The sequence below is a fragment of the Caballeronia sp. SBC1 genome (genome assembly GCF_011493005.1).
Classification (GTDB): Bacteria; Pseudomonadota; Gammaproteobacteria; order Burkholderiales; family Burkholderiaceae; genus Caballeronia.
Genome location: NZ_CP049156.1, coordinates 1374839 through 1394043, shown reverse-complemented (window position 1 = coordinate 1394043; position 19205 = coordinate 1374839). Strand labels below are relative to the sequence as shown.

At 60.3% G+C, this 19205-nt stretch carries 18 protein-coding genes; 9 read left to right on the top strand and 9 right to left on the bottom strand.

Annotated elements, in window-relative coordinates; translation table 11 throughout:
- Positions 1-262 precede the first annotated feature (262 nt).
- The 7 genes from SBC1_RS06060 to SBC1_RS06030 all read left to right on the top strand — a co-directional run bounded on the left by SBC1_RS06060 (position 263) and on the right by SBC1_RS06030 (position 9022).
- Entirely contained in the window at positions 263-1063 is an 801-nt protein-coding gene (locus tag SBC1_RS06060) for an inositol monophosphatase family protein (protein ID WP_165088605.1), read from the top strand.
- A 240-nt stretch (positions 1064-1303) separates the two neighbouring features.
- Positions 1304-2602 (top strand): lysophospholipid transporter LplT, encoded by a 1299-nt coding sequence (gene lplT / locus SBC1_RS06055; protein WP_165088602.1) that lies wholly within the window; start codon positions 1304-1306, stop codon positions 2600-2602.
- A 118-nt stretch (positions 2603-2720) separates the two neighbouring features.
- The gene (locus tag SBC1_RS06050) at positions 2721-3089 is read left to right on the top strand and encodes a YqjD family protein (protein WP_165088599.1); all 369 of its coding nucleotides are present in this window, start codon (positions 2721-2723) and stop codon (positions 3087-3089) included.
- 805 nt (positions 3090-3894) lie between these two features.
- The gene (locus SBC1_RS06045; protein WP_165088596.1) at positions 3895-4218 is read left to right on the top strand and encodes a hypothetical protein; all 324 of its coding nucleotides are present in this window, start codon (positions 3895-3897) and stop codon (positions 4216-4218) included.
- Positions 4218-4601 (top strand): hypothetical protein, encoded by a 384-nt coding sequence (locus tag SBC1_RS06040; RefSeq protein ID WP_165088592.1) that lies wholly within the window; start codon positions 4218-4220, stop codon positions 4599-4601. The genes SBC1_RS06045 and SBC1_RS06040 overlap by 1 nt, the downstream gene beginning before the upstream one ends.
- Positions 4602-5001: 400 nt before the next feature.
- Positions 5002-7623 carry a DNA mismatch repair protein MutS gene (mutS, locus tag SBC1_RS06035; protein ID WP_241202082.1) on the top strand — a complete coding sequence of 874 codons (2622 nt, stop codon included), beginning with the start codon at positions 5002-5004 and terminating at the stop codon, positions 7621-7623.
- A complete protein-coding gene (locus SBC1_RS06030; protein ID WP_241202032.1) occupies positions 7610-9022 on the top strand; it encodes a hypothetical protein in 1413 nt (470 codons plus the stop codon). Before mutS ends, SBC1_RS06030 begins: the two co-directional genes overlap by 14 nt.
- A gap of 94 nt (positions 9023-9116) precedes the next feature.
- Here SBC1_RS06030 and SBC1_RS06025 read toward each other — a convergent pair whose 3' ends face one another.
- Positions 9117-9656: a peptidylprolyl isomerase gene (locus SBC1_RS06025; protein ID WP_062091111.1), complete on the bottom strand. Its 540-nt coding sequence runs from the start codon at positions 9654-9656 to the stop codon at positions 9117-9119.
- A gap of 33 nt (positions 9657-9689) precedes the next feature.
- On the opposite strand from SBC1_RS06025, the gene SBC1_RS06020 reads away from it, so the two are divergent.
- Together SBC1_RS06020 and SBC1_RS39755 are read left to right on the top strand one after the other, a co-directional pair.
- Positions 9690-10922 (top strand): cupin domain-containing protein, encoded by a 1233-nt coding sequence (locus SBC1_RS06020; protein WP_165088584.1) that lies wholly within the window; start codon positions 9690-9692, stop codon positions 10920-10922.
- 228 nt (positions 10923-11150) lie between these two features.
- Positions 11151-11414: a hypothetical protein gene (locus SBC1_RS39755; RefSeq protein ID WP_075583450.1), complete on the top strand. Its 264-nt coding sequence runs from the start codon at positions 11151-11153 to the stop codon at positions 11412-11414.
- 228 nt (positions 11415-11642) lie between these two features.
- Here the strand turns inward: SBC1_RS39755 and SBC1_RS06010 are convergent, their stop codons facing one another.
- The 8 genes from SBC1_RS06010 to SBC1_RS05975 form a co-directional block, all read right to left on the bottom strand.
- Positions 11643-12416, bottom strand: a complete 774-nt coding sequence (locus SBC1_RS06010; RefSeq protein ID WP_165093088.1) for an MBL fold metallo-hydrolase — start codon at positions 12414-12416, stop codon at positions 11643-11645.
- Positions 12417-12432: 16 nt separating this feature from the next.
- Entirely contained in the window at positions 12433-13575 is a 1143-nt protein-coding gene (gene bamC, locus SBC1_RS06005) for an outer membrane protein assembly factor BamC (protein ID WP_165088581.1), read from the bottom strand.
- 176 nt (positions 13576-13751) lie between these two features.
- Entirely contained in the window at positions 13752-14657 is a 906-nt protein-coding gene (dapA, locus tag SBC1_RS06000; protein ID WP_165088576.1) for a 4-hydroxy-tetrahydrodipicolinate synthase, read from the bottom strand.
- A gap of 42 nt (positions 14658-14699) precedes the next feature.
- On the bottom strand, positions 14700-15320 hold the full coding sequence (locus SBC1_RS05995) for a bifunctional 2-polyprenyl-6-hydroxyphenol methylase/3-demethylubiquinol 3-O-methyltransferase UbiG (protein WP_165088573.1): 621 nt from the start codon (positions 15318-15320) through the stop codon (positions 14700-14702).
- 8 nt (positions 15321-15328) lie between these two features.
- A complete protein-coding gene (locus SBC1_RS05990; protein ID WP_165088568.1) occupies positions 15329-16531 on the bottom strand; it encodes a tryptophan--tRNA ligase in 1203 nt (400 codons plus the stop codon).
- Between the two features lie 4 nt (positions 16532-16535).
- On the bottom strand, positions 16536-17201 hold the full coding sequence (locus SBC1_RS05985; RefSeq protein WP_165088565.1) for a site-2 protease family protein: 666 nt from the start codon (positions 17199-17201) through the stop codon (positions 16536-16538).
- Between the two features lie 158 nt (positions 17202-17359).
- Positions 17360-17998, bottom strand: coding sequence for an L-threonylcarbamoyladenylate synthase (locus tag SBC1_RS05980; RefSeq protein ID WP_165088561.1), 639 nt, complete (start codon positions 17996-17998; stop codon positions 17360-17362).
- A gap of 315 nt (positions 17999-18313) precedes the next feature.
- A complete protein-coding gene (locus SBC1_RS05975; RefSeq protein ID WP_165093087.1) occupies positions 18314-19144 on the bottom strand; it encodes a 3',5'-nucleoside bisphosphate phosphatase in 831 nt (276 codons plus the stop codon).
- Between the last annotated feature and the right edge of the window lie 61 nt (positions 19145-19205).

Here is a 19205-nt window from a genome sequence, read left to right as displayed (position 1 = left end):
ACCTCTCCGGCCACATAAGCTGACTGCGCATGACGCGCCGGCGGCCGACTCGGGTAAAATACGCCGTTCGCGTGTGTCCGCTGTTGCAAGTCGCTGTAATCAGGCGTTTTTGCAGGTTCCAAGAAGGCACGCGCCCCGCTCTTCTTCAATTCGTTGCCGTCGACACACGTCGTTTTGCCCGCTGGTTTGGGCCGTTTTCCGTTCGGGGTTGAGACTTCACGCGCGTGCGTGGAGCACAGCCGCCGGCCAAAGGACTATTTTCATGCATCCGATGCTCAATATTGCTGTCAAGGCCGCTCGCCGCGCCGGACAGATCATCAACCGCGCGTCGCTGGACCTGGACCGCATCCAGGTCAGCAAAAAACAGCATAACGACTTCGTGACGGAAGTCGACAAGGCCTCCGAGGCAGCGATCATCGAAACGCTGACCACCGCCTATCCGAAACACTCCATCCTCGCCGAGGAATCGGGCGTGCAGGACAAGGACTCGGAGTTCCAGTGGATCATCGATCCGCTCGACGGCACGACCAACTTCATCCACGGTTTCCAGTATTACTGCGTCTCCATCGCGCTCGCTCACAAGGGCATCATCACGCAAGCGGTTGTGTACGACCCTACCCGCAACGACCTGTTCACTGCGTCGCGCGGCAGCGGCGCTTATCTGAACGAGCGGCGCATTCGCGTGGCAAAACTGGACCGGCTCAACGACGCGCTCGTCGGCACGGGTTTCCCGTTCCGCGACGGCGCGGGCCTTGACGCGTATTGCAAACTCTTTGCGCAGATGACTGAAGCCTGTGCCGGCTTGCGCCGCCCAGGCGCCGCCGCGCTGGATCTGGCGAATGTGGCCGCAGGCCGCCTCGATGCGTTCTTCGAGCAAGGGATCAGCGCGTGGGACGTGGCGGCAGGCAGCTTGCTGATCACCGAAGCAGGCGGGCTGGTGGGTAACTACACTGGCGAATCGGATTTCCTGCACAAGAGCGAGATCGTAGCGGGCAATCCGAAGGTCTACGCGCAGATGATCAAGATCCTTGATCCCTTCACCACCACGCGCCAGAGCGCGTAACGGTTGAAAAAGGCGGCTGCGGCCGCCTTTTTTGTTTTGGAGCGCGCGGTTTCCCACGCGCAACGTCGGTACGCAGCGGCTTTGAAGCCGTCTTGCTCCACGCGTGCCGAAACGCGCTGCAAGCGTCCGAAAGGCTGACGTTCGCCCGTGCGATTCTGCGCGCCGCCGCCGGCTCCGCTAAAGTGTCCTGCTCGCCGTCCGCGGCATCCCCACTCTTACTGCCGCCCTCCTTTCTGTCTAATGAAAAAAGGCTTCTATACGATTATTGCCGCGCAGTTCGTTTCGTCGCTCGCCGACAACGCGCTGCTGATCGCCGCCATAGCGATGCTTTCGGTGATGCATTCCGCGTCGTGGGTCACGCCGCTGTTGCAGATTTTCTTCACGGTCTCGTACGTGCTGCTCGCGCCGTTCGTGGGTGCATTCGCTGATTCCATCCAGAAACGCTACGTCATGTTCGTCTCCAACGCGCTAAAGGCCGGCGGCTGCGCGCTGATGATTTTTGGCGTGCACCCCATGATCGCTTACGGCGTGGTCGGTCTTGGCGCCGCAGCGTATTCCCCGGCGAAATACGGCATCCTCACTGAGCTTTTGCCGCCCGAAAAGCTCATCCCGGCCAATGCGTGGCTTGAGTCGGCAACAGTCGGATCGACAATTCTCGGCACCGTAATCGGCGGTGCGCTGGTCAGCCAGTACGTTCAGCACTTTGTTAGCGGCGCGCATTGGGTCCTGATCCGCTCCGCCGCCGACGCAGCCATGTTTGCCGTCATGATCGTTTATGCGGCGGCCGCGGTGATCAATATCGGGATTCCGGATACCGGCGCGCGATACCCTAACCGGCTGAAGGAACCGTCGAAGCTCGTCGGCGATTTCATCCATGCATTCAAGGTGTTATGGGGCGACAAGCTGGCGCAGATCGCATTGTGGGTCACGACCTTGCTGTGGGGTGCGGCGGTCACGCTGCAACTGTTGGTGCTCAAATGGGCGGCGGCGAACCTGGGCTTGTCATTATCGAAAGCGGCGGTGCTGCAGGGCGTGACGGGGCTCGGTATTGCGATCGGCGCGAGTGCCGCCGCCGCGTGGGTGCCGTTGCGCAGCTCGCTCAAGGTCCTGCCGATCGGCGTGGTGACCGGTGCTGTGGCCGTCGGCATGGCGTTCTACAACAAGGATCTGTTTCCGGTGGGTTCCGGCGTGCATATCGGCCCGCTGTTCGCGCCGCTCTATATTTTGGGCGCGTATCCGCTGATGATTCTGCTGGGCGCGCTGTCGGGCTTTTTCATCGTGCCGATGAATTCCATTCTGCAGCATCGCGGTGCGACGCTGCTGTCCGCCGGGGCATCCATAGCAGTTCAGAATTTCAACCAGAATCTTGCCGTTTTATCGATGCTCGGCGCGTACGCGCTTCTGCTGACGACCAACCTGCCTGTGGAATGGATTATCGTGGTGTTCGGCGTGTTTATCTGCCTGATGATGTGGCTTGCCATGCGGCGCCATGCACGCAATGAGCGGACGGTGGATCTGGGCGCATTGGTTCAAGAGTGACGGCGATCAGAGTGCGGGAACGAAATCTGCTGCATGCTTTGTTCGGCCGGAAAGAAGTCGCACCCTCCGCGGAGTGGGCGATTTAAAGCAAACAAACGACACGTCAAAGGAGCTGCAAATGGGTCTGTTCACACGTTCCACACTCGATAGCAACATCAATGGCGCGGCCAAAGTGGGCCATCGCGCGGTTCAGGGCGCAAGTGACGCGGTTGATACCGCGAGCACGCAGTTGCGCGGCCTGCTCGACGACCTCGACAGTTCAATCCGCGATGCGAAGGACATCGATGTCGACAAGCTGCGCAAAGACTTGCAAGCCAAGTTGAAGGCGGCGCGCGCCCAGTTCGACGGTTCGTCCTCCGCCATTGCAGGACGGCTGAACGACGCCGCCGGTTACGCCGATGAATTCGTACACGACAAGCCGTGGCATACGCTTGGCGCGGTGGCAGGACTCGCGTTGCTGGTCGGATTTCTGGCGGGACGATCCTGATCGGTCTTGCGTGAGATTCGAGCAAAAACCAAAACGCCGGCATGCCGGCGTTTTGGTTTTTGGACGCACGCTTTCTATCATCTGCACGCGCGACTAAAAATTGCGTCCGGTTCGGCGTTAGCCGTCCGGTCAGGGTTACTGCGTGGAGCCAACGCGGTAGGCTTAGGTCTTGGCACTTCCGCGTACGAACGATCACAAGTCTGCAACGCTTTTCAACACGCCCAATACCTGGCCGGACGGTCCGTAGAAGCTGTCAACAACAACTTGCATGGTTAAGTAAAAAATTTATTTCTTCACGCGTCCGAGTTTGACAGGCGAAGAATCCCCAACAAGCGTACGCTCCTGACGTCAGCACAGTAGGACTAATGAAAGCGATAGCTCAACCAAAGACAGCGCAAATTCTTGACCGGATTAACGCGCTACAGGCAACAACTTCGCACTACTTCAACTCATCGCAATTAACGCCTCTCGTGCGTGAGTGGCGGGAGATCAGGAACGAAATTGATTCGCTAATGAAGGTGGACGCGTGCGCCGCCTGGGAAACAGCCGGCGCATGGAAGAGTCTCGCTGGAGACGTGGCAGGGACTGAAGCCGCATTTGCGAACAGCGTTCGACTGGGAAACTCCGGTTCGAACCGCGAAAACTGGATGAGAAACCGCTTGAATCTGGCCTGTTTTCTGCTGCCCAGAGCCTTTACGCGGCTATTGGACATCCAGCAACAGGTTACTTCACACTGCTGCTCGAGGACGGCTACAAAGCCGGCGCAATTGGGCAAGCAGCCTCGTTTATCGAGAGGGCTAGAGAAATGCGCATCAAATGGGATGAGAATCAAGTCCGCGAAATCATGAAGGCCGACGCCATTCTTCGTCACGCCGGAATTTCGGACCAACAGATCGGGCGGCAACTCGACGTGGCAGGTGTGGTCCTTCGGCGCTATCAAATCCGGCCGAACGCGTCAGTGCTCGTAACGTCGGCGGACGATTTTTTTAGCGGCGTCACTTACTCTCTTGCGGTACCCGTGGGGGCCGAAAAAGCGTTCGACATGAACGTGGAACTGGCGAGAGCAGAAGATAAAGCGGGGATCAACAAGAACGTTGCATTCGACGTCGTCTTTGAAGCGGTGGCATAGTGAGTTCCACGCCCCGAGAGCTGGTTGACTGCGCTGTTGACTTGCTGAAGCAGGCTGTGGGCGAGCCGCGGTATCGCGCGGTATGCAGTCGCGCGTACTACGGCGCATTTCACGCTGCCAACGCGTTTCACAATGCCCTTTCCGCGCCAGGATCGGTGGGCACCGCGCGGGGACGCCATCAGCAGTTGCTCGCTCAGTTGGCAAATCCAACATGCAGCAAACAAACCGACAACTACTTTGTCTCCCAGGCGCTCAGTAAAAATCTCCGTCCATTGATCGATGCCCGCGTGAAAGCTGACTATCTGATTCATTCCGAGGTAAGCCTCGCGCTCGCAACGGCTGCGACAGTTGGCGCCGAAGCGATAGTACAGAGGGTAATGTGACCTTTGGCATGAGCCACCCTTTCGACGATCCTCGGCGCTGCCAGAGGATCCGCCCTGCTGGTCGAATTCCTGGCTGGGCGTTCATGATTGGTCTTGCATGAGATTCCCGAAGAAGTAAAACCGCCGGGACATCCGGCGGTTTTACTTTACAGGCGCCGTTTTGTGATGATTCCCGTATTGGCCGCGTATTGACCGCCTTCCTGGAAATATCCTACCCCGCGTTAGCCATTCGGCCGACATTCCCGCAACCAGCCGACGCGGTACACTCGTGCCCTTAGGACTTTCGCACATTCAAGCACGCAAGATGGCTACGCATATCTCCGTTTCGTCTACCGCTCAAGATCCGAGCCCCGCCGCGCAAGAACCCGGCGGCGCCGTCGATCTGTCGCATCACACTCCCATGATGCAGCAGTACCTCCGAATCAAAGCGGAGCACCCCGGCACGCTCGTGTTCTACCGGATGGGCGATTTCTATGAGCTATTCTTCGACGACGCCGTCAAAGCTTCGCGCCTGCTCGACCTCACGCTCACACAACGCGGGGCGTCAGGCGGAAACCCGATCAAGATGGCCGGCATCCCCCATCATTCGTGCGAGCAATATCTGGCGAAGCTCGTAAAATTTGGCGAATCCGTCGCTATTTGCGAGCAGATCGGCGACCCGGCAACATCGAAAGGACCGGTCGAGCGCAAGGTCGTGCGCGTAGTCACGCCCGGAACGCTGACTGATGCAGCGCTTCTCTCGGACAAAAACGACGTCTTCCTGCTCGCCCTCTGCCCGGCACATAATCGCCGCGGCGTGGTCACGAGCGTCGGCCTCGCGTGGCTGAACCTGGCGAGTGGCGCATTGCGCCTCGCCGAAGTCGCGCCCGATCAATTGAGCGCGGCGCTTGAACGCATTCGCCCGGCGGAAACGCTGATAGCCGACTCGTTTTCTACGACCAACGCGCCGTTCGAAGTGCCGAACATAGGGGCGACGACGCGGGCGCCCGCGTGGCATTTCGATATCGACTCGGGCACGCAACGTCTGCGCGAGCAACTCGATGTCGCCAGCCTTGACGGCTTCGGTGCGCACTCGCTGACCTGCGCGTGCGGCGCCGCGGGTGCGCTGCTGCTGTACGCAGCCGCCACCCAGGGCCAGCAACTGCGGCACGTACGCAGCCTGAAAGTAGAGTACGAATCCGAGTACATCGGCCTCGACCCGGCCACGCGACGCAATCTCGAACTGACCGAGACCCTGCGCGGCACGGAATCTCCCACCTTGTGCTCACTGCTGGACACCTGCTGCACGACCATGGGCAGCCGTCTGCTGCGGCACTGGCTGCATCATCCGCCGCGCGACTTCACCATCGCGCAAAGCCGGCAACGTGCAATTGGCGCATTGCTCGACGCACCCGCAGCCGCGAGCCTGGATGGTTTGCGCGCAGCGTTGCGGCAGATTTCTGATATTGAACGGATTACGGGACGGCTGGCGCTGCTGTCGGCCCGGCCGCGCGATCTCTCCAGCCTGCGCGATACCTTCGCTGCACTCCCCCAACTGCGCGAACGGCTTGACGCCGTCAAGATGAATGCGGTATCGCTTGAACGTATCGATCTATCGCTCGAGCCACCGCCCGAATGCCTCGCGCTCCTGAGCCGCGCAATCGCGCCCGAACCCGCGGCGCTGATCCGTGACGGTGGTGTGATCGCACGCGGTTACGACGCCGACCTCGATGAGCTTCGCGACATCTCCGAGAACTGCGACCAGTTCCTGATCGACCTGGAAACGCGTGAACGCACGCGTACGGGCATTACGAACCTGCGGGTCGAGTACAACAAGGTGCATGGCTTTTATATCGAAGTCACGCGCGGCCAGACGGACAAGGTTCCAGATGACTACCGGCGTCGCCAGACACTGAAAAACGCCGAGCGATACATCACACCGGAGTTGAAGACCTTCGAAGACAAGGCGCTGTCCGCGCAGGATCGCGCACTAGCCCGCGAGCGTTTGCTCTACGACGCGCTGCTGCAAACGCTGTTGCCGCACATTGGTGACTGCCAGCGCGTAGCGGCTGCGCTCGCTGAGCTCGACCTGCTTGGCGCGTTCGCAGAACGGGCGCTCGCGCTCGACTGGATCGCGCCGGAGTTCGCGGGCGACGCCGGTATCGATATTGAGCAAGGGCGGCATCCAGTGGTGGAAGCACAGGTCGAGCAATTCATCGCGAACGACTGCTCCCTGAATAGCGAGCGCAAGCTGCTGCTGATCACCGGGCCAAACATGGGCGGTAAGTCAACGTTCATGCGACAGACCGCATTGATCGCACTACTCGCTTATGTGGGCAGCTATGTGCCCGCGAAACGCGCGCGCTTTGGCTCGATCGACCGGATCTTCACGCGCATCGGCGCCGCTGACGACCTCGCCGGCGGTCGTTCCACGTTCATGGTCGAAATGACGGAAGCGGCGGCCATTCTCAACGACGCCACACCGTCAAGCCTGGTGCTGATGGACGAGATCGGCCGCGGTACGTCCACCTTCGACGGCCTCGCGCTCGCATGGGCCATCGCGCGCCATCTGCTGTCGCATAACGGCTGCCATACGCTGTTCGCCACGCATTATTTCGAACTGACGCAGTTACCGGCCGAGTTCGCTCAGGCAGCAAACGTGCATTTGTCGGCGGTCGAACACGATCACGGCATCGTGTTCCTGCACGCGGTAAACGAAGGTCCGGCGAACCAGAGCTATGGCTTGCAGGTCGCGCAACTGGCAGGTGTACCGCCGGCTGTCATCAAGGCTGCAAGGAAACATCTGGCGCATCTTGAGCAGCAGTCGATCGGCCAGCCGTCGCCGCAATTCGATCTGTTCGCAGCGCCTGTGGTGGAAATAGCTGACGCCTACCAACATGATGAACCGGTCGAAGCACAATCGCACCCCGCGCTTGACCGGCTCCGGGCAATCGATCCGAACGAATTGCGCCCACGCGATGCACTCGATCTGCTCTACGAACTACATGAGCTGGCGTCGAACGCTCCGGATGCGTCGCGCTAAGGCGGACTTAAGCACCCGCTCGCCGGGCGCGTGCCGCATGGTGTGCACCCGCGTCATCGTTACTGGCTTGAGCGCCCTCTTCCTGTTGATCGGAAGATCGCCCCGCGCGCAAGCCGAAGCGCCGCCGCTCACATCCCTCACACCACTCACATTCGCGATCGCGTCGAATGTAGTAGACCAACCCACCGGCGAAACTGCGCTCCGGCATATGCTCGACGCCATCGGACGAGAACGGAGCACGTCGTTCATCGTCTACGACGGCGACATCAAAGGCGAAGCGGAACCGTGTCGGGATTCGCTTTACGACACGCGTCAGCATATCTTCGACAGCTCCCGCAAACCAGTCGTCTTGTTACCCGGCGGCAACGACTGGGCGTCTTGCAGTCTCGCGCAAGCAGGCAGTTACGATCCGGTCGAGCGGCTGGATTTCATCCGCCAGTTGCTCTTCGGTGACTCGAGTTCACTCGGCCAGACGCCGATGACCGTGATCCGCGAAAGCGATGTCGCGCGCTTTCGGCCGTTCCGCGAAAATGTCCGATGGCAAACCGAAGGTGTTGCGTTCATTGGCTTGAACGCGCCCGCGCCGAACAATCACTATCTGACCGCGGGCGGACGCAACGGAGAATTTGAGGACCGCTCTGTCGCCAATGCATTCTGGCTGGAGCATGCGGTGGAAACCGCGCGACGCTCGGAGATGCGTGCGGTCGTCGTGATCCTGCAGGGCGACCCTGACTTCGCGCGTTACGAGCGTCGCGATCGTTTCGCATGGCTGCACTTTGCTCGCGGCGACGCGACGCGCGATGGTTTTCTCGAACTCAAGCGCAGTCTTGTCAAAGCCGCCGAATTGTTTCGCGGACCCGTGATCGTGATCCACGAATCGGATACGCCGATACCCCGCGGCTTTCGCATCGACCAGCCACTGCGCAACGACAAAGGCACGGTGGTGGCCAATTTGACGCGCATCGCGATCGGCTTGAAGAAACCGCAATCGCAATGGCTGGAAGTGGAGTCCGACTTCGCATGGCGGCCACCCTTTCGGGTACGCGTGCGCGACGTGATCGTGCGGCCGGTGGCACCCGCTCAGGCGTCAGCGCCGAGCGTGCCCGCGTCTTCGTCGGCACCGTCGTCGGCGTCTGCGCCTTCGTCGTCTTCGTCAATACCCGGCGTTGAGAACGACACCCCCGGGCCTTCATCGTTTTTCCAGCAGATGCAACCGGTGCAGCCAACGCAGCAAATGCAACACTCCGCGCCGGCGCCGCAACCGGACACTGGCACGCCCGCGTCTTCAGTGCCGCCAATGCTGAACTTGAACTCGCCCGCAAACCTGCCGCCGATCCTGCCGGTGCCGACGAGTCCCGCGAGCAGCGGATCGGGCACAGGCACGGGCACGGGCCAATAAACCCGTCCACAAATCAACCGTTCGAAATAAAACAAGGCGCAGCAAACTGCCTGCGCCTTGTTTCACATCGCTTCGTTCAACCTGAACAAATCCCTCAGTGCAAGGTGGGGCCCACGTCCTTGCCCGGCTCTTCGTCGTCCTCGTCAAGGACTTCAAGACCGTCGAGGCCATGCGCGTGCTGATGTTCTTTCTCGTCCTCGGTGGCTTCGCGGACTTCCTGCACGTTCAGCGCGAAGCGTAACGCCATACCTGCAAGCGGATGATTGCCGTCGAGCACGACTTTATCTTCCGCCACGTCGGTGACCGTGTAGATCAGCGAATCGAGTTCGTCCTCGCCGTCTTCCGGGGTGCCTTCAAACTGCATGCCGACTTCAAGCGGTTCCGGAAACCGGCCGCGCGCCTCGACTTTCACGAGATCGGGATCGTACTCACCGAACGCATCCTGCGGTTCGAGCTGCAGCTGGGTCTGATAGCCTGCTTCCTGACCGTCGAGTGCTTCCTCGATCTTGGGGAACGTGCCATCATAGCCGCCGTGCAGATAGACCATCGGCTCGTCGCTTTCCTCGATCAGATTGCCATGAGCGTCTGAGAGCTTATAGGCTACTGATACGACGGTGTCTTTTGCGATTTTCATTGGATTCTCCAAGATACAAGCCTCAATTATACGATGCCAGCGCGGTCCCCTAACGTTCCCTCAAGTCCTTTCGCGGTGCCGCTTCCCGACGAACCTTCAACCCTGCTCGGTAACCTCACGCCTGCGCAATTCATGCGCCGGTACTGGCAGAAAAAGCCGTTCCTGATCCGTCAGGCGATTCCTGGCATTCAACCCCCTCTGTCGCGCGACGAACTGTTCGAACTCGCCGACAGCGAAGACGCGGAATCGCGCCTCATCACGCATTTTCGCAAGTCCTGGGCGATGGAGCACGGTCCTTTTGCGCCCGATGAATTGCCATCTGTGAAAAAGCGTGACTGGACATTACTCGTGCAAGGGGTAAACCTGCACGACGACCGTGCGCGCGCGCTGCTGGACCGCTTCCGTTTCATCCCCGACGCCCGCGTTGACGATCTCATGATCTCGTACGCCACCGACGGCGGCGGCGTGGGCGCGCACTTCGATTCCTACGACGTCTTCCTGTTGCAAGTGCACGGCAAACGGCGCTGGCGCTTCGGCGCGCAGCGCGATCTCTCGCTAAAAGAGGGGTTGCCGTTGAAAGTTTTACAGCACTTCGAAGCGGATGAGGAGTGGGTGCTGGAACCGGGCGACATGCTTTATTTGCCGCCTCACATTGCTCATGACGGCGTGGCCGAAGGCGAGTGCATGACCGCCTCGATCGGCTTCCGGGCGCCTTCTGCAAGCGAACTGACAGGCCAGTTCCTATATCACCTCGCGGAGCGCCTGGACGATGCCTGCAGCGCCAGCGCGAAGGGTGCCAAGGATGGCGCGCAACGCTACCGCGACCCGGCTCAGCCCGCTGTCAGCCACCCGGCATTGCTCCCGCCGCTCATGATCGAACGGGTTGGCGCGATCCTTGCGAACATTGATTGGAATGAGAAGGACGTTGCTTCGTTTCTCGGCACTTACTTGAGCGAACCCAAGCCGAATGTCGTATTTGATCCGCCGCGACGCCCTTTGAATGAGAACCGGTTTATCGAACGCGCGAAACAGTCTGGTTTGAAGCTCGATAAAAAGACCGTGCTGCTTTATGACAAGCACGCTTATTTTATGAATGGCGAGCAGGATTTATTGTCCGGAAAGGTCAAAAAATGGCTACCTGAACTCGCCGACAAACGCTATTTGGAGGGGAAACGCTTTGTAACACTCTCAGGCGATTCGTCAATGACAGTGCTACTGCACGAGTGGTATTGTGCGGGCTGGATACAAGTCAACGCAAACGCCTAGTGTTTGGCCTGTCTTGCTGTTCCGTGGGTTGAAATGTATGAGAAAGACAACGTATTGTCCCCTGATTTATCGACGGTCGATACGAAAGTGCATATAATTTCCGCCCAAGCCGTAGGAAGTCTCACAGACATACATAATGTGAGTCCACAACGGCCCGGGTCGGTGTTGGAGCACACATTACCGGTACTTTGCGCTGTTGCTTACCTTTAACCATAAAAGGACGTGATCATGAAGAAATCTCTCCTCGTAGCATCCCTGTTGGCTGCTGTTGCTCTTGCTGCATGCAACAAGTCTAGCGATACGGCTGCTCCGGGCGCTGCTAGCGATACCTCGGCTGCTTCGGCACCTGCTGCTGCTGCTTCGGATTCTGCAGCTGCTGCTAGCGACGCAGCTTCGAGCGCTACGGCTGCTGCAAGCGACGCAACTGCGGCTGCTGCATCGGCAACCGACGCAGCTTCTGCAGCTGCTCCTGCTTCGGGCGCAAGCCAGTAAGCACCTAGTCAGGGGCCCAGTTTTCCGCTCTTTAGCTGATCCATTTAGCTGAAAACGAAGCCTCCGCAGTAAGCCTCGCAGGGAAGTCATTCTGGGAGGCTTATGAAAAAACCGGCCCTCGGGCCGGTTTTTTTACGTCTGGTGTTTCTTGCTGTGAATACGCGAAATGCCTATATGCGGCGTTATGCAGCGCGTGTTGCAGCGCCTATAGGGAAATACAGAGGGGTTTCATACCGACAACCAGTCGAACCCATCGCCTTGCGTGGCGACCACGACATCGGCCGGCGTGCCGCCCAGCGCTGCGGCGAGCGCCGCCTGGGCCAACTCAGGCAAGTTGTTCTCCCGACTCAGGTGAGCGGCCACCAGATGGCGCAGCTTCGATCTATCGAGCGCAGCAAGAATCCCTGCTGCAGCGTCGTTGTTCAGGTGTCCGTGCATACCGCCAATACGCGCCTTGAGCGAGGCTGGATAACGGCTTGTCGCGAGCATCCCGACATCGTGATTCGATTCGAGCACCAGGGCATCGCAACCGCTCAGTACATTCGTGATGTGGGCTGTCGCGCCCCCGACATCCGTCAGGACGCCCAAACGGCTTGCGCCGTCCGAGAACACGTATTGCAGGGGCTCGCGCGCGTCGTGGGGCACTGTGTAAGGGAGCACTTCCAGGTCCCCCACCATCACGCTCTCATCGCCCCAGAGCACGTGAAGATCTACCGGGGCATCGTCCGCACCTACTGCGCGCGCAGTGCCCCAGCTCATATGCAACGGAATAGACCATCTGCGCGCCAAAGTCAGCGCGCCGCCAATGTGGTCCGCGTGCTCATGCGTGATGAGAATGGCGTCGATCTGGTCCGCCCGCACGTCGAGCCGCGCCAGGCGCCGTTCGACTTCCTTCGCAGAGAATCCACAATCCAGCAGCACGCGCGTGGTCGTCGTGCCGCTGACCGACTCGACCAGCAACGCGTTGCCTTCGCTGCCGCTGCCGAGACTGGCAAACCGCATCGGCATCGGCGAAAACCTAGTTCAACTGCGCGTGCAACAGCGCGACAATGCGTTGCGCGTCGGTCGATGTATCCACCTGGCCGTTGGCGTCTACCACGGCAATCTCCGTAACCGTGTCGGCCTTCGGACGCACGTTGACCATGAACTCGCGCGAAGGCTTGGGTGTGCCACCGCTAAAGAACTTGCCGAGCAAACCTTCCTTCTTCAACTCCTGCATGGAGTCCGAGAAGCGCACGTAATACAGGCCCTTCGCACGATCCCGGTTGTCGACGGTGAAGTTGGTCCGGTCGAGTGCAAGGCCCACTCGCAACCAGGCGCTGTCGAATGGCTCGGAGAGATCGAGCGTGGAGGCGCCACGTGTCGGATCTGCCGTCGCCGTTGCGCTCGCGGGGGTTGCATCGGTCAACAGTTGCTTGGCCTGCGCGTCGGTGAGACCGAACTTCTCCATCAGCTTCGCAAGGAACGCAGCTTCGAGTGCCGGATTACGCGGCCGCTCCACCCATTTCGACGATGTCTTGTCCTGACCCGTCAGCACTTCTTCCATCGCGCTATGGCTGATGGAGATATCGGTGGAACCACTCGCACCGCGCTCGACCAGCGTACTGAACTGATCGCGTGTACCCGACGAATACGCAAAGTCGACCAGCTTGCCAATGCTCTTCCTGAACCAGTCGTCCGGAATGTTCGCGCGATTTTCAGCCCAGTCGGTCGTCATGATGCCGGTAGCAGCAGCATCTGTCTTGAGCGTGAAGCCGTTCTCTTCCCAGAACTCTTGCAACTGCGGCCAGAGCTGGTCCGGGGAACGGCCATCGACGACTAGCCAGCGGCGATCGCCGTCACGCTCCACGTGCATGCCGAACGGGTCTTGCGGGCTCGGCACGCCGACGGTTGCATTGCCTGCGGGCGTAAGCGCACGCGGCGCAGCGCCGCCAAGCGTATTCAGCTTGGGCGGCGCGGCATAACGCTGGCTGATGTCCGCGGTGCTCAGATCTGACGGCACGGTCAGCGCAGGCGCCGTTTCAGCACCCTTGTAATTGACCCGATCCGGCGCGAGCCAGTCGTTCAACGTGTCACAACCGGCAAGCGAGATCAGCGTGCCGATTCCAAGCGACAGCACGCTCAGGGTGCGAGCGTGATTGAATAAGGCGGAACGTTTCATGAGGTCCTTCGTGATGCTGAATGCGCGTTGCCTGGAAGCTAAGCGTGAAAGCTAAGCCGGAAACGGGTCGATGAACGACGGGTTGATGACACTCGCTGGCTGGCCAAACGGTAGTAAGGCCGAAACCACTGCATTGCAGTGGGGCGCATGTTTTAACTGCGCCCCACTGCCGGCCGTCAGGCCAGAAGTCCTGTTTCGCGCAACGCGTCCCGCACAACGTCGTGATAGCGCGCGTCGAGCGGCGTCAGCGGCAGGCGAATCCCGCTTTCCATGCGCCCGAGCGCAGCCAGCGCCCACTTCGCGGGGATCGGATTCGACTCGCAAAACATCTGCTTGTGCAGCGACAGCAAGCTCAGATGAATCTTGCGCGCGGTGATCGCGTCGCCGGCCAGCGCCGCGCGGCAGAGTTCGCTCATCGCTCTCGGCGCGACGTTCGCCGTCACCGAAATGTTGCCGTGGCCGCCGAGCAGCATCAATGCGATCGCGGTCGGATCGTCACCGCTGTAGATTGCAAAATGCGCCGGCGCGTACTTGATCAGGTTTGCCGCACGGTCGATATTTCCCGTTGCCTCTTTCACACCCACGATGCCCGGCACGTCGGCGAGACGCAGCACGGTGTCGTGGTTCATGTCGGCAACCGTCCGGCCCGGAACGTTATACAGGATGACGGGCAGGTCGACGGATTCCGCGATTTTGCGGAAGTGCTGGTACATGCCTTCTTGCGTCGGCTTGTTGTAGTAAGGAACTACTTGCAGCGTGGCGTCAGCGCCGACTTCCTTCGCCGCTTTTGCCAGCTCGACCGCCTCCGACGTGGAGTTCCCCCCCGCGCCAGCGATGATCGGAAAGCGCTTGGCCGTGTGTTCGACGGCGGTTTTCACCATCAGGATGTGTTCGTCCACTGAGAGCGTGGCCGATTCGCCGCTCGTGCCGACCACGACGAGGCCGTTCGAGCCCTCTTCCACATGCCAGTCGATCAGTTTTCGAAACGCCGGCAGATCGAGACTACCGTCCTCGTGCATCGGGGTGACGATGGCAGGAATGCTGCCGCGGATCTGGATGCCGCCGTGTGTTCCGTTTGTCATGAAACGCTATGAAATTGGTCGGTAAACCGCGATTGTAGCGGATTAGCCCTGCAGCACGTAACGAACGGGATCTGATGCATTGTTACGTTCCGTAAGGCCTGTGAGCGTGGGCCGCGCCGGAGCGACAGCGACGATGCGCTGTACGCAGGATGCGCGCGGCACGTTGATAAAACCATCCTGATAAGCGATGACCCGCAACCGGCCCCGCACGGCGTCGAGCAACTCGCCGGGATTCAGCAGGAAGTCCGGGTTCGACGGCTTGCCAAAACGTTCATTGCCCGCCGCGAAGGTCTCATAGAGCAGCACGCCGCCGGGCGCGAGGGCATCGAATAAATAGGGGAACAGAGGCCGGTGAAGGTAATTCGTCACGACGATCGCGGCGAATTTCTCGTCCTCCCGTAGCGGCCAGCCTGCGTTTTCCAGATCGGCGCAACGCGTGCTGATGTGCTGCCCAGCAGCGAGACTCGCCAATGCAGTTTCATCGCGATCCAGCGCCAGCACCGGATGCCCGCGCAACGCAAAATAACGCGCATGGCGGCCGTTGCCCGACGCGACGTCGAGTACCGCGCCGCCCTGCTCCACCAGATGCGACCACTGCTCGATCCATGCACTGGCGGTGGTCGGTGGCGTGGGTGGCGTAGGTGACTGTTCAGGCGCTGACATAGTGATGATCAGTTGTACGAGAGCCCCATCGCGTCGCGGACGTCACGCATGGTCTCCACTGCGAACTTGCGCGCCTTGTCGCAACCGTCAGCCACGATCGCGCGCAACAGCGACGGATCGTCCATGTATTTCTGCGCACGTTCCAGCATGGGTTGCTGCTCGTGCAAAATGCCTTCGATCACCGGCTGCTTGCATTCAAGGCAGCCAATTCCCGCGCTGCGGCAGTTCGTCTGCACCCACTTGTGCGTGGCTTCGTCGGTATAGACCTGATGCAGTTGCCACACTGGGCATTTGTCCGGATCGCCGGGATCGGTGCGGCGAACCCGCGCCGGGTCGGTCGGCATGGTGCGCACTTTCTTCGTGATGGTCTCGGCGTCTTCACGCAAGCCGATAGTGTTGCCATACGACTTCGACATCTTCGCGCCGTCGAGTCCCGGCATGCGTGAGGCTTCTGTCAGCAGCGCCTGCGGCTCGACCAGGATAATCTTGCGCGCGCCTTCCAGATAACCGAACAGCCGTTCGCGGTCATTCATGGACAGGCTCTGCGACTCCTGCAACATCGCACGCGCCTTTTCCAGCGCTTCGTCGTCGCCTTCCTGCTGATACGCAACCCGCAGCTCGTGATACAGCTTCGCGCGCTTGCCGCCGAGTTTCTTCGCGGCATCGAGTGCTTTCTCTTCGAAATCCGCCTCACGCCCGTACAGATAATTGAAGCGCCGCGCGATCTCGCGCGTCATTTCCACGTGCGGCACCTGGTCCTCGCCCACCGGCACGAGCGACGCGCGATACAACAGGATGTCCGCGGCCATCAGCACCGGATAACCGAGAAAACCGTACGTGGTCAGATCCTTTTCCTTCAGCTTCTCGATCTGCTCTTTGTAGGTCGGCACGCGTTCGAGCCAGCCGAGCGGCGTGCTCATGCCGAGCAGCAGCGCAAGCTCGGCGTGTTCAGGCACGCGGCTCTGGATGAAGAGCGTGGCCTGCGCAGGATCGATACCGGACGCGAGCCAGTCGATCAGCACTTCCCACACATTCTTCTCGATAACTTCAGGCGTTTCGTAGTGGGTCGTCAGCGCATGCCAGTCGACGACCGCGAAAAAGCACGGGTACTCGGACTGCAGTCGCACCCAGTTCTTGAGCACACCGTGATAGTGACCTAGATGCAGCGAGCCGGTCGGCCGCATGCCAGAGAAGATACGATCAGGGAACATGGATTTATTGTAAGAGCGAGGCAAGAGGATTCAGGACGGCCGACACCGCGACATACCCGGCGCTCACCAGCGGCCCGAGCCAGAAACGCGTCAAGGTACCGGTCATGACAAGCGCCATCACGATGAAAAAACCATAAGGTTCAAGCCGCGAAAGCATGATCGACGCACGTACGGGCAGCAGCGCCATCAGTACGCGTCCACCGTCGAGCGGCGGCAAGGGAAACAGGTTGAGCACGCCGAGCACGAGGTTCACGCCAACGCCGGCCGCGGCCATGCGCGTAAAGAACGGTTCGTTGATGTTAAACGATGCCAGCAGCACGGCGACCACGCCCCAGATGAGCGCCTGGACGAAATTGCTCGCGGGCCCGGCCGCCGCTACCCACAAGCTGCCCCAACGCGGATTGCGCAGGTTGCCAAAGGCCACGGGCACCGGCTTCGCATAGCCGAACATGAACGCGCCGCTGGTGACGAAATAAAGGATCAGCGGAATGGCGAGCGTGCCGACGGGGTCAATGTGGCGCATTGGGTTGAGCGACACGCGGCCAAGCACATAAGCCGTGTTGTCGCCCAGCAGGCGAGCCGCATAGCCGTGAGCAGCCTCATGCAGCGTGATCGCGAAGATCACGGGAAGCGCGTAGACCGCGATGGTTTGTATCAGGGAGGAATCCATAGCTCGCTATTGTATCAAGCAGTTGTGGCGCCACTCGTTGGCGGACGATTTGGCGTTCGCCCAAGGGCGGTGGGGCGCGAGCGTCGAGGCAGCGAGTTTGCGTCCGGGCTTCCGCCCGAACGCAACGTCACTGCCTATTGTGTCATCGTGCGGGGTTTTCAGGCGTTTTCAGCAGTCAGTCCGAATGGTTCCAGACTGCCACGGCCGGGGCGCACCAGCACAGGTTCGTCGCCGGTCAGGTCAATCACCGTGGAGGGTTCCATTGGGCATGCACCGGCATCGATGACCAGGTCGATCTGTTTTTCGAGCCTTTCGCGAATCTCTTCTGCGTCGTTGAGCGGATGGGTGTCGGGGGGCAGGATCAGCGTCGAGCCGAGCAGCGGCTGACCCAGCGCTTCGAGCAATGCAAGCGTGATCGCGTGATTCGGCACACGCAAGCCGATCGTCTTTCTCGATGGATGCGACAGGCGCCGCGGCACCTCCTTCGTCGCCTGCAGGACGAACACGTAAGGACCGGGTGTCACGGATTTAATCAGACGATAGTTGCGGTTATCGACGATTGCGAAATTCGACAATTCCGATAAATCGCGCACCAGCAGCGAGAGCAGTTGTTTCTCGTCGAGTCCTCGAATCCGGCGGATGCGTTCGACGGCGTTCTTGTCGTCGAGATGGCACGCGAGCGCGTAGCTGGAATCGGTCGGCAACGCGACAATGCCGCCATCGTTGATGATCTGCACCGCCTGGTTGATCAGGCGCGGCTGCGGATTGTCAGGATGAATTCGAAAGAATTGAGACATGACCAGATCGACGTAGTGGGTTGTCCGGAGTTGCCTGCCAACGGGCGCCGACACGCTGCGCGCACGCGTTGCGTTTTTATGTTTTACGCACCTGGCATGACGCCCGCTACTTCAAACTGAATTCAAGCTGCCTTTAAGCCGAATATCAGATAAAGGCGCCGGGCGGTTCCCATGCGAACACGCGAGAATACCCGCAAATGCATGGAGTTGCGCGACAAACAGAAGTGGACGGATGCAAGGATCATGCGCAGCGTTTGCGACGTTCAATAAAGCGGTTCAACGCGCCGCCCGACTACGAACCTGCGCAATCCACCTTTAAGCCAGGCACTCCCACACAGGCTTGAGATCGGCGGGAAGCGGCGGCAATTGACCGAGGTCGATACGCCCCTCGCCCGCCGCATGAAAATCCGAGCCGCGCGATGCGAGGAAACCATACCGGCGAGCGACTTCCGCATATTCACGATACTGGTCCGGCGTGTGGCTGCCTGTCACGACTTCAATCGCGCGACCGCCGAGCTGGATGAATTCATCGAAAAACGCGGCGAATTCGACTTGAGAGAAATCGTAGCGCCCGGGATGCGCGATCACCGCCTCGCCGCCCGCCACCTTGATCCACTTCATGGCGTCCGCCAGTTTGGACCAGCGATGGCCGACATAACCCGGCTTGCCGTCGCCGAGATATTTCGAGAAAACGTCCGAGGTCGATTCCGCGTAGCCCTTTTCGACCAGAAATCGTGCGAAATGCGTACGCGAGATCATGGCGGGATCGTTCACGTAGTGCAGCGCACCCTCGTAGGCGTTCGGGATGCCGATGTCGGCTAGCGCCTCGCCTATGGCTTCCCCGCGAGCCTCGCGGCCGCTGCGCGTGGCCGCAAGGCCATCGATCAGCTCCTGGTTTTCGGTATCCACGTTCAAGCCGACGATATGCACCGTACGCCCCGCCCACGTCACCGAGATCTCCACCCCGCCCAAGTACCCCATGCCGAGCGCTTCTGCGGCTTCTCGCGCCTCGCGCTGACCACCAAGCTGGTCATGGTCGGTGAGCGACCACAGCGTCACACCGCCCGCGTGAGCGCGCGCGGCAACCTCGGCTGGAGCGAGTTGGCCGTCAGAAACGGTGGAGTGGCAATGCAGGTCGGCGTTCATCATGGAAGCTCTGGGAATTACCAGTCATTCTACTGCAACGCGTCAAACGGGTTCCAGCGCT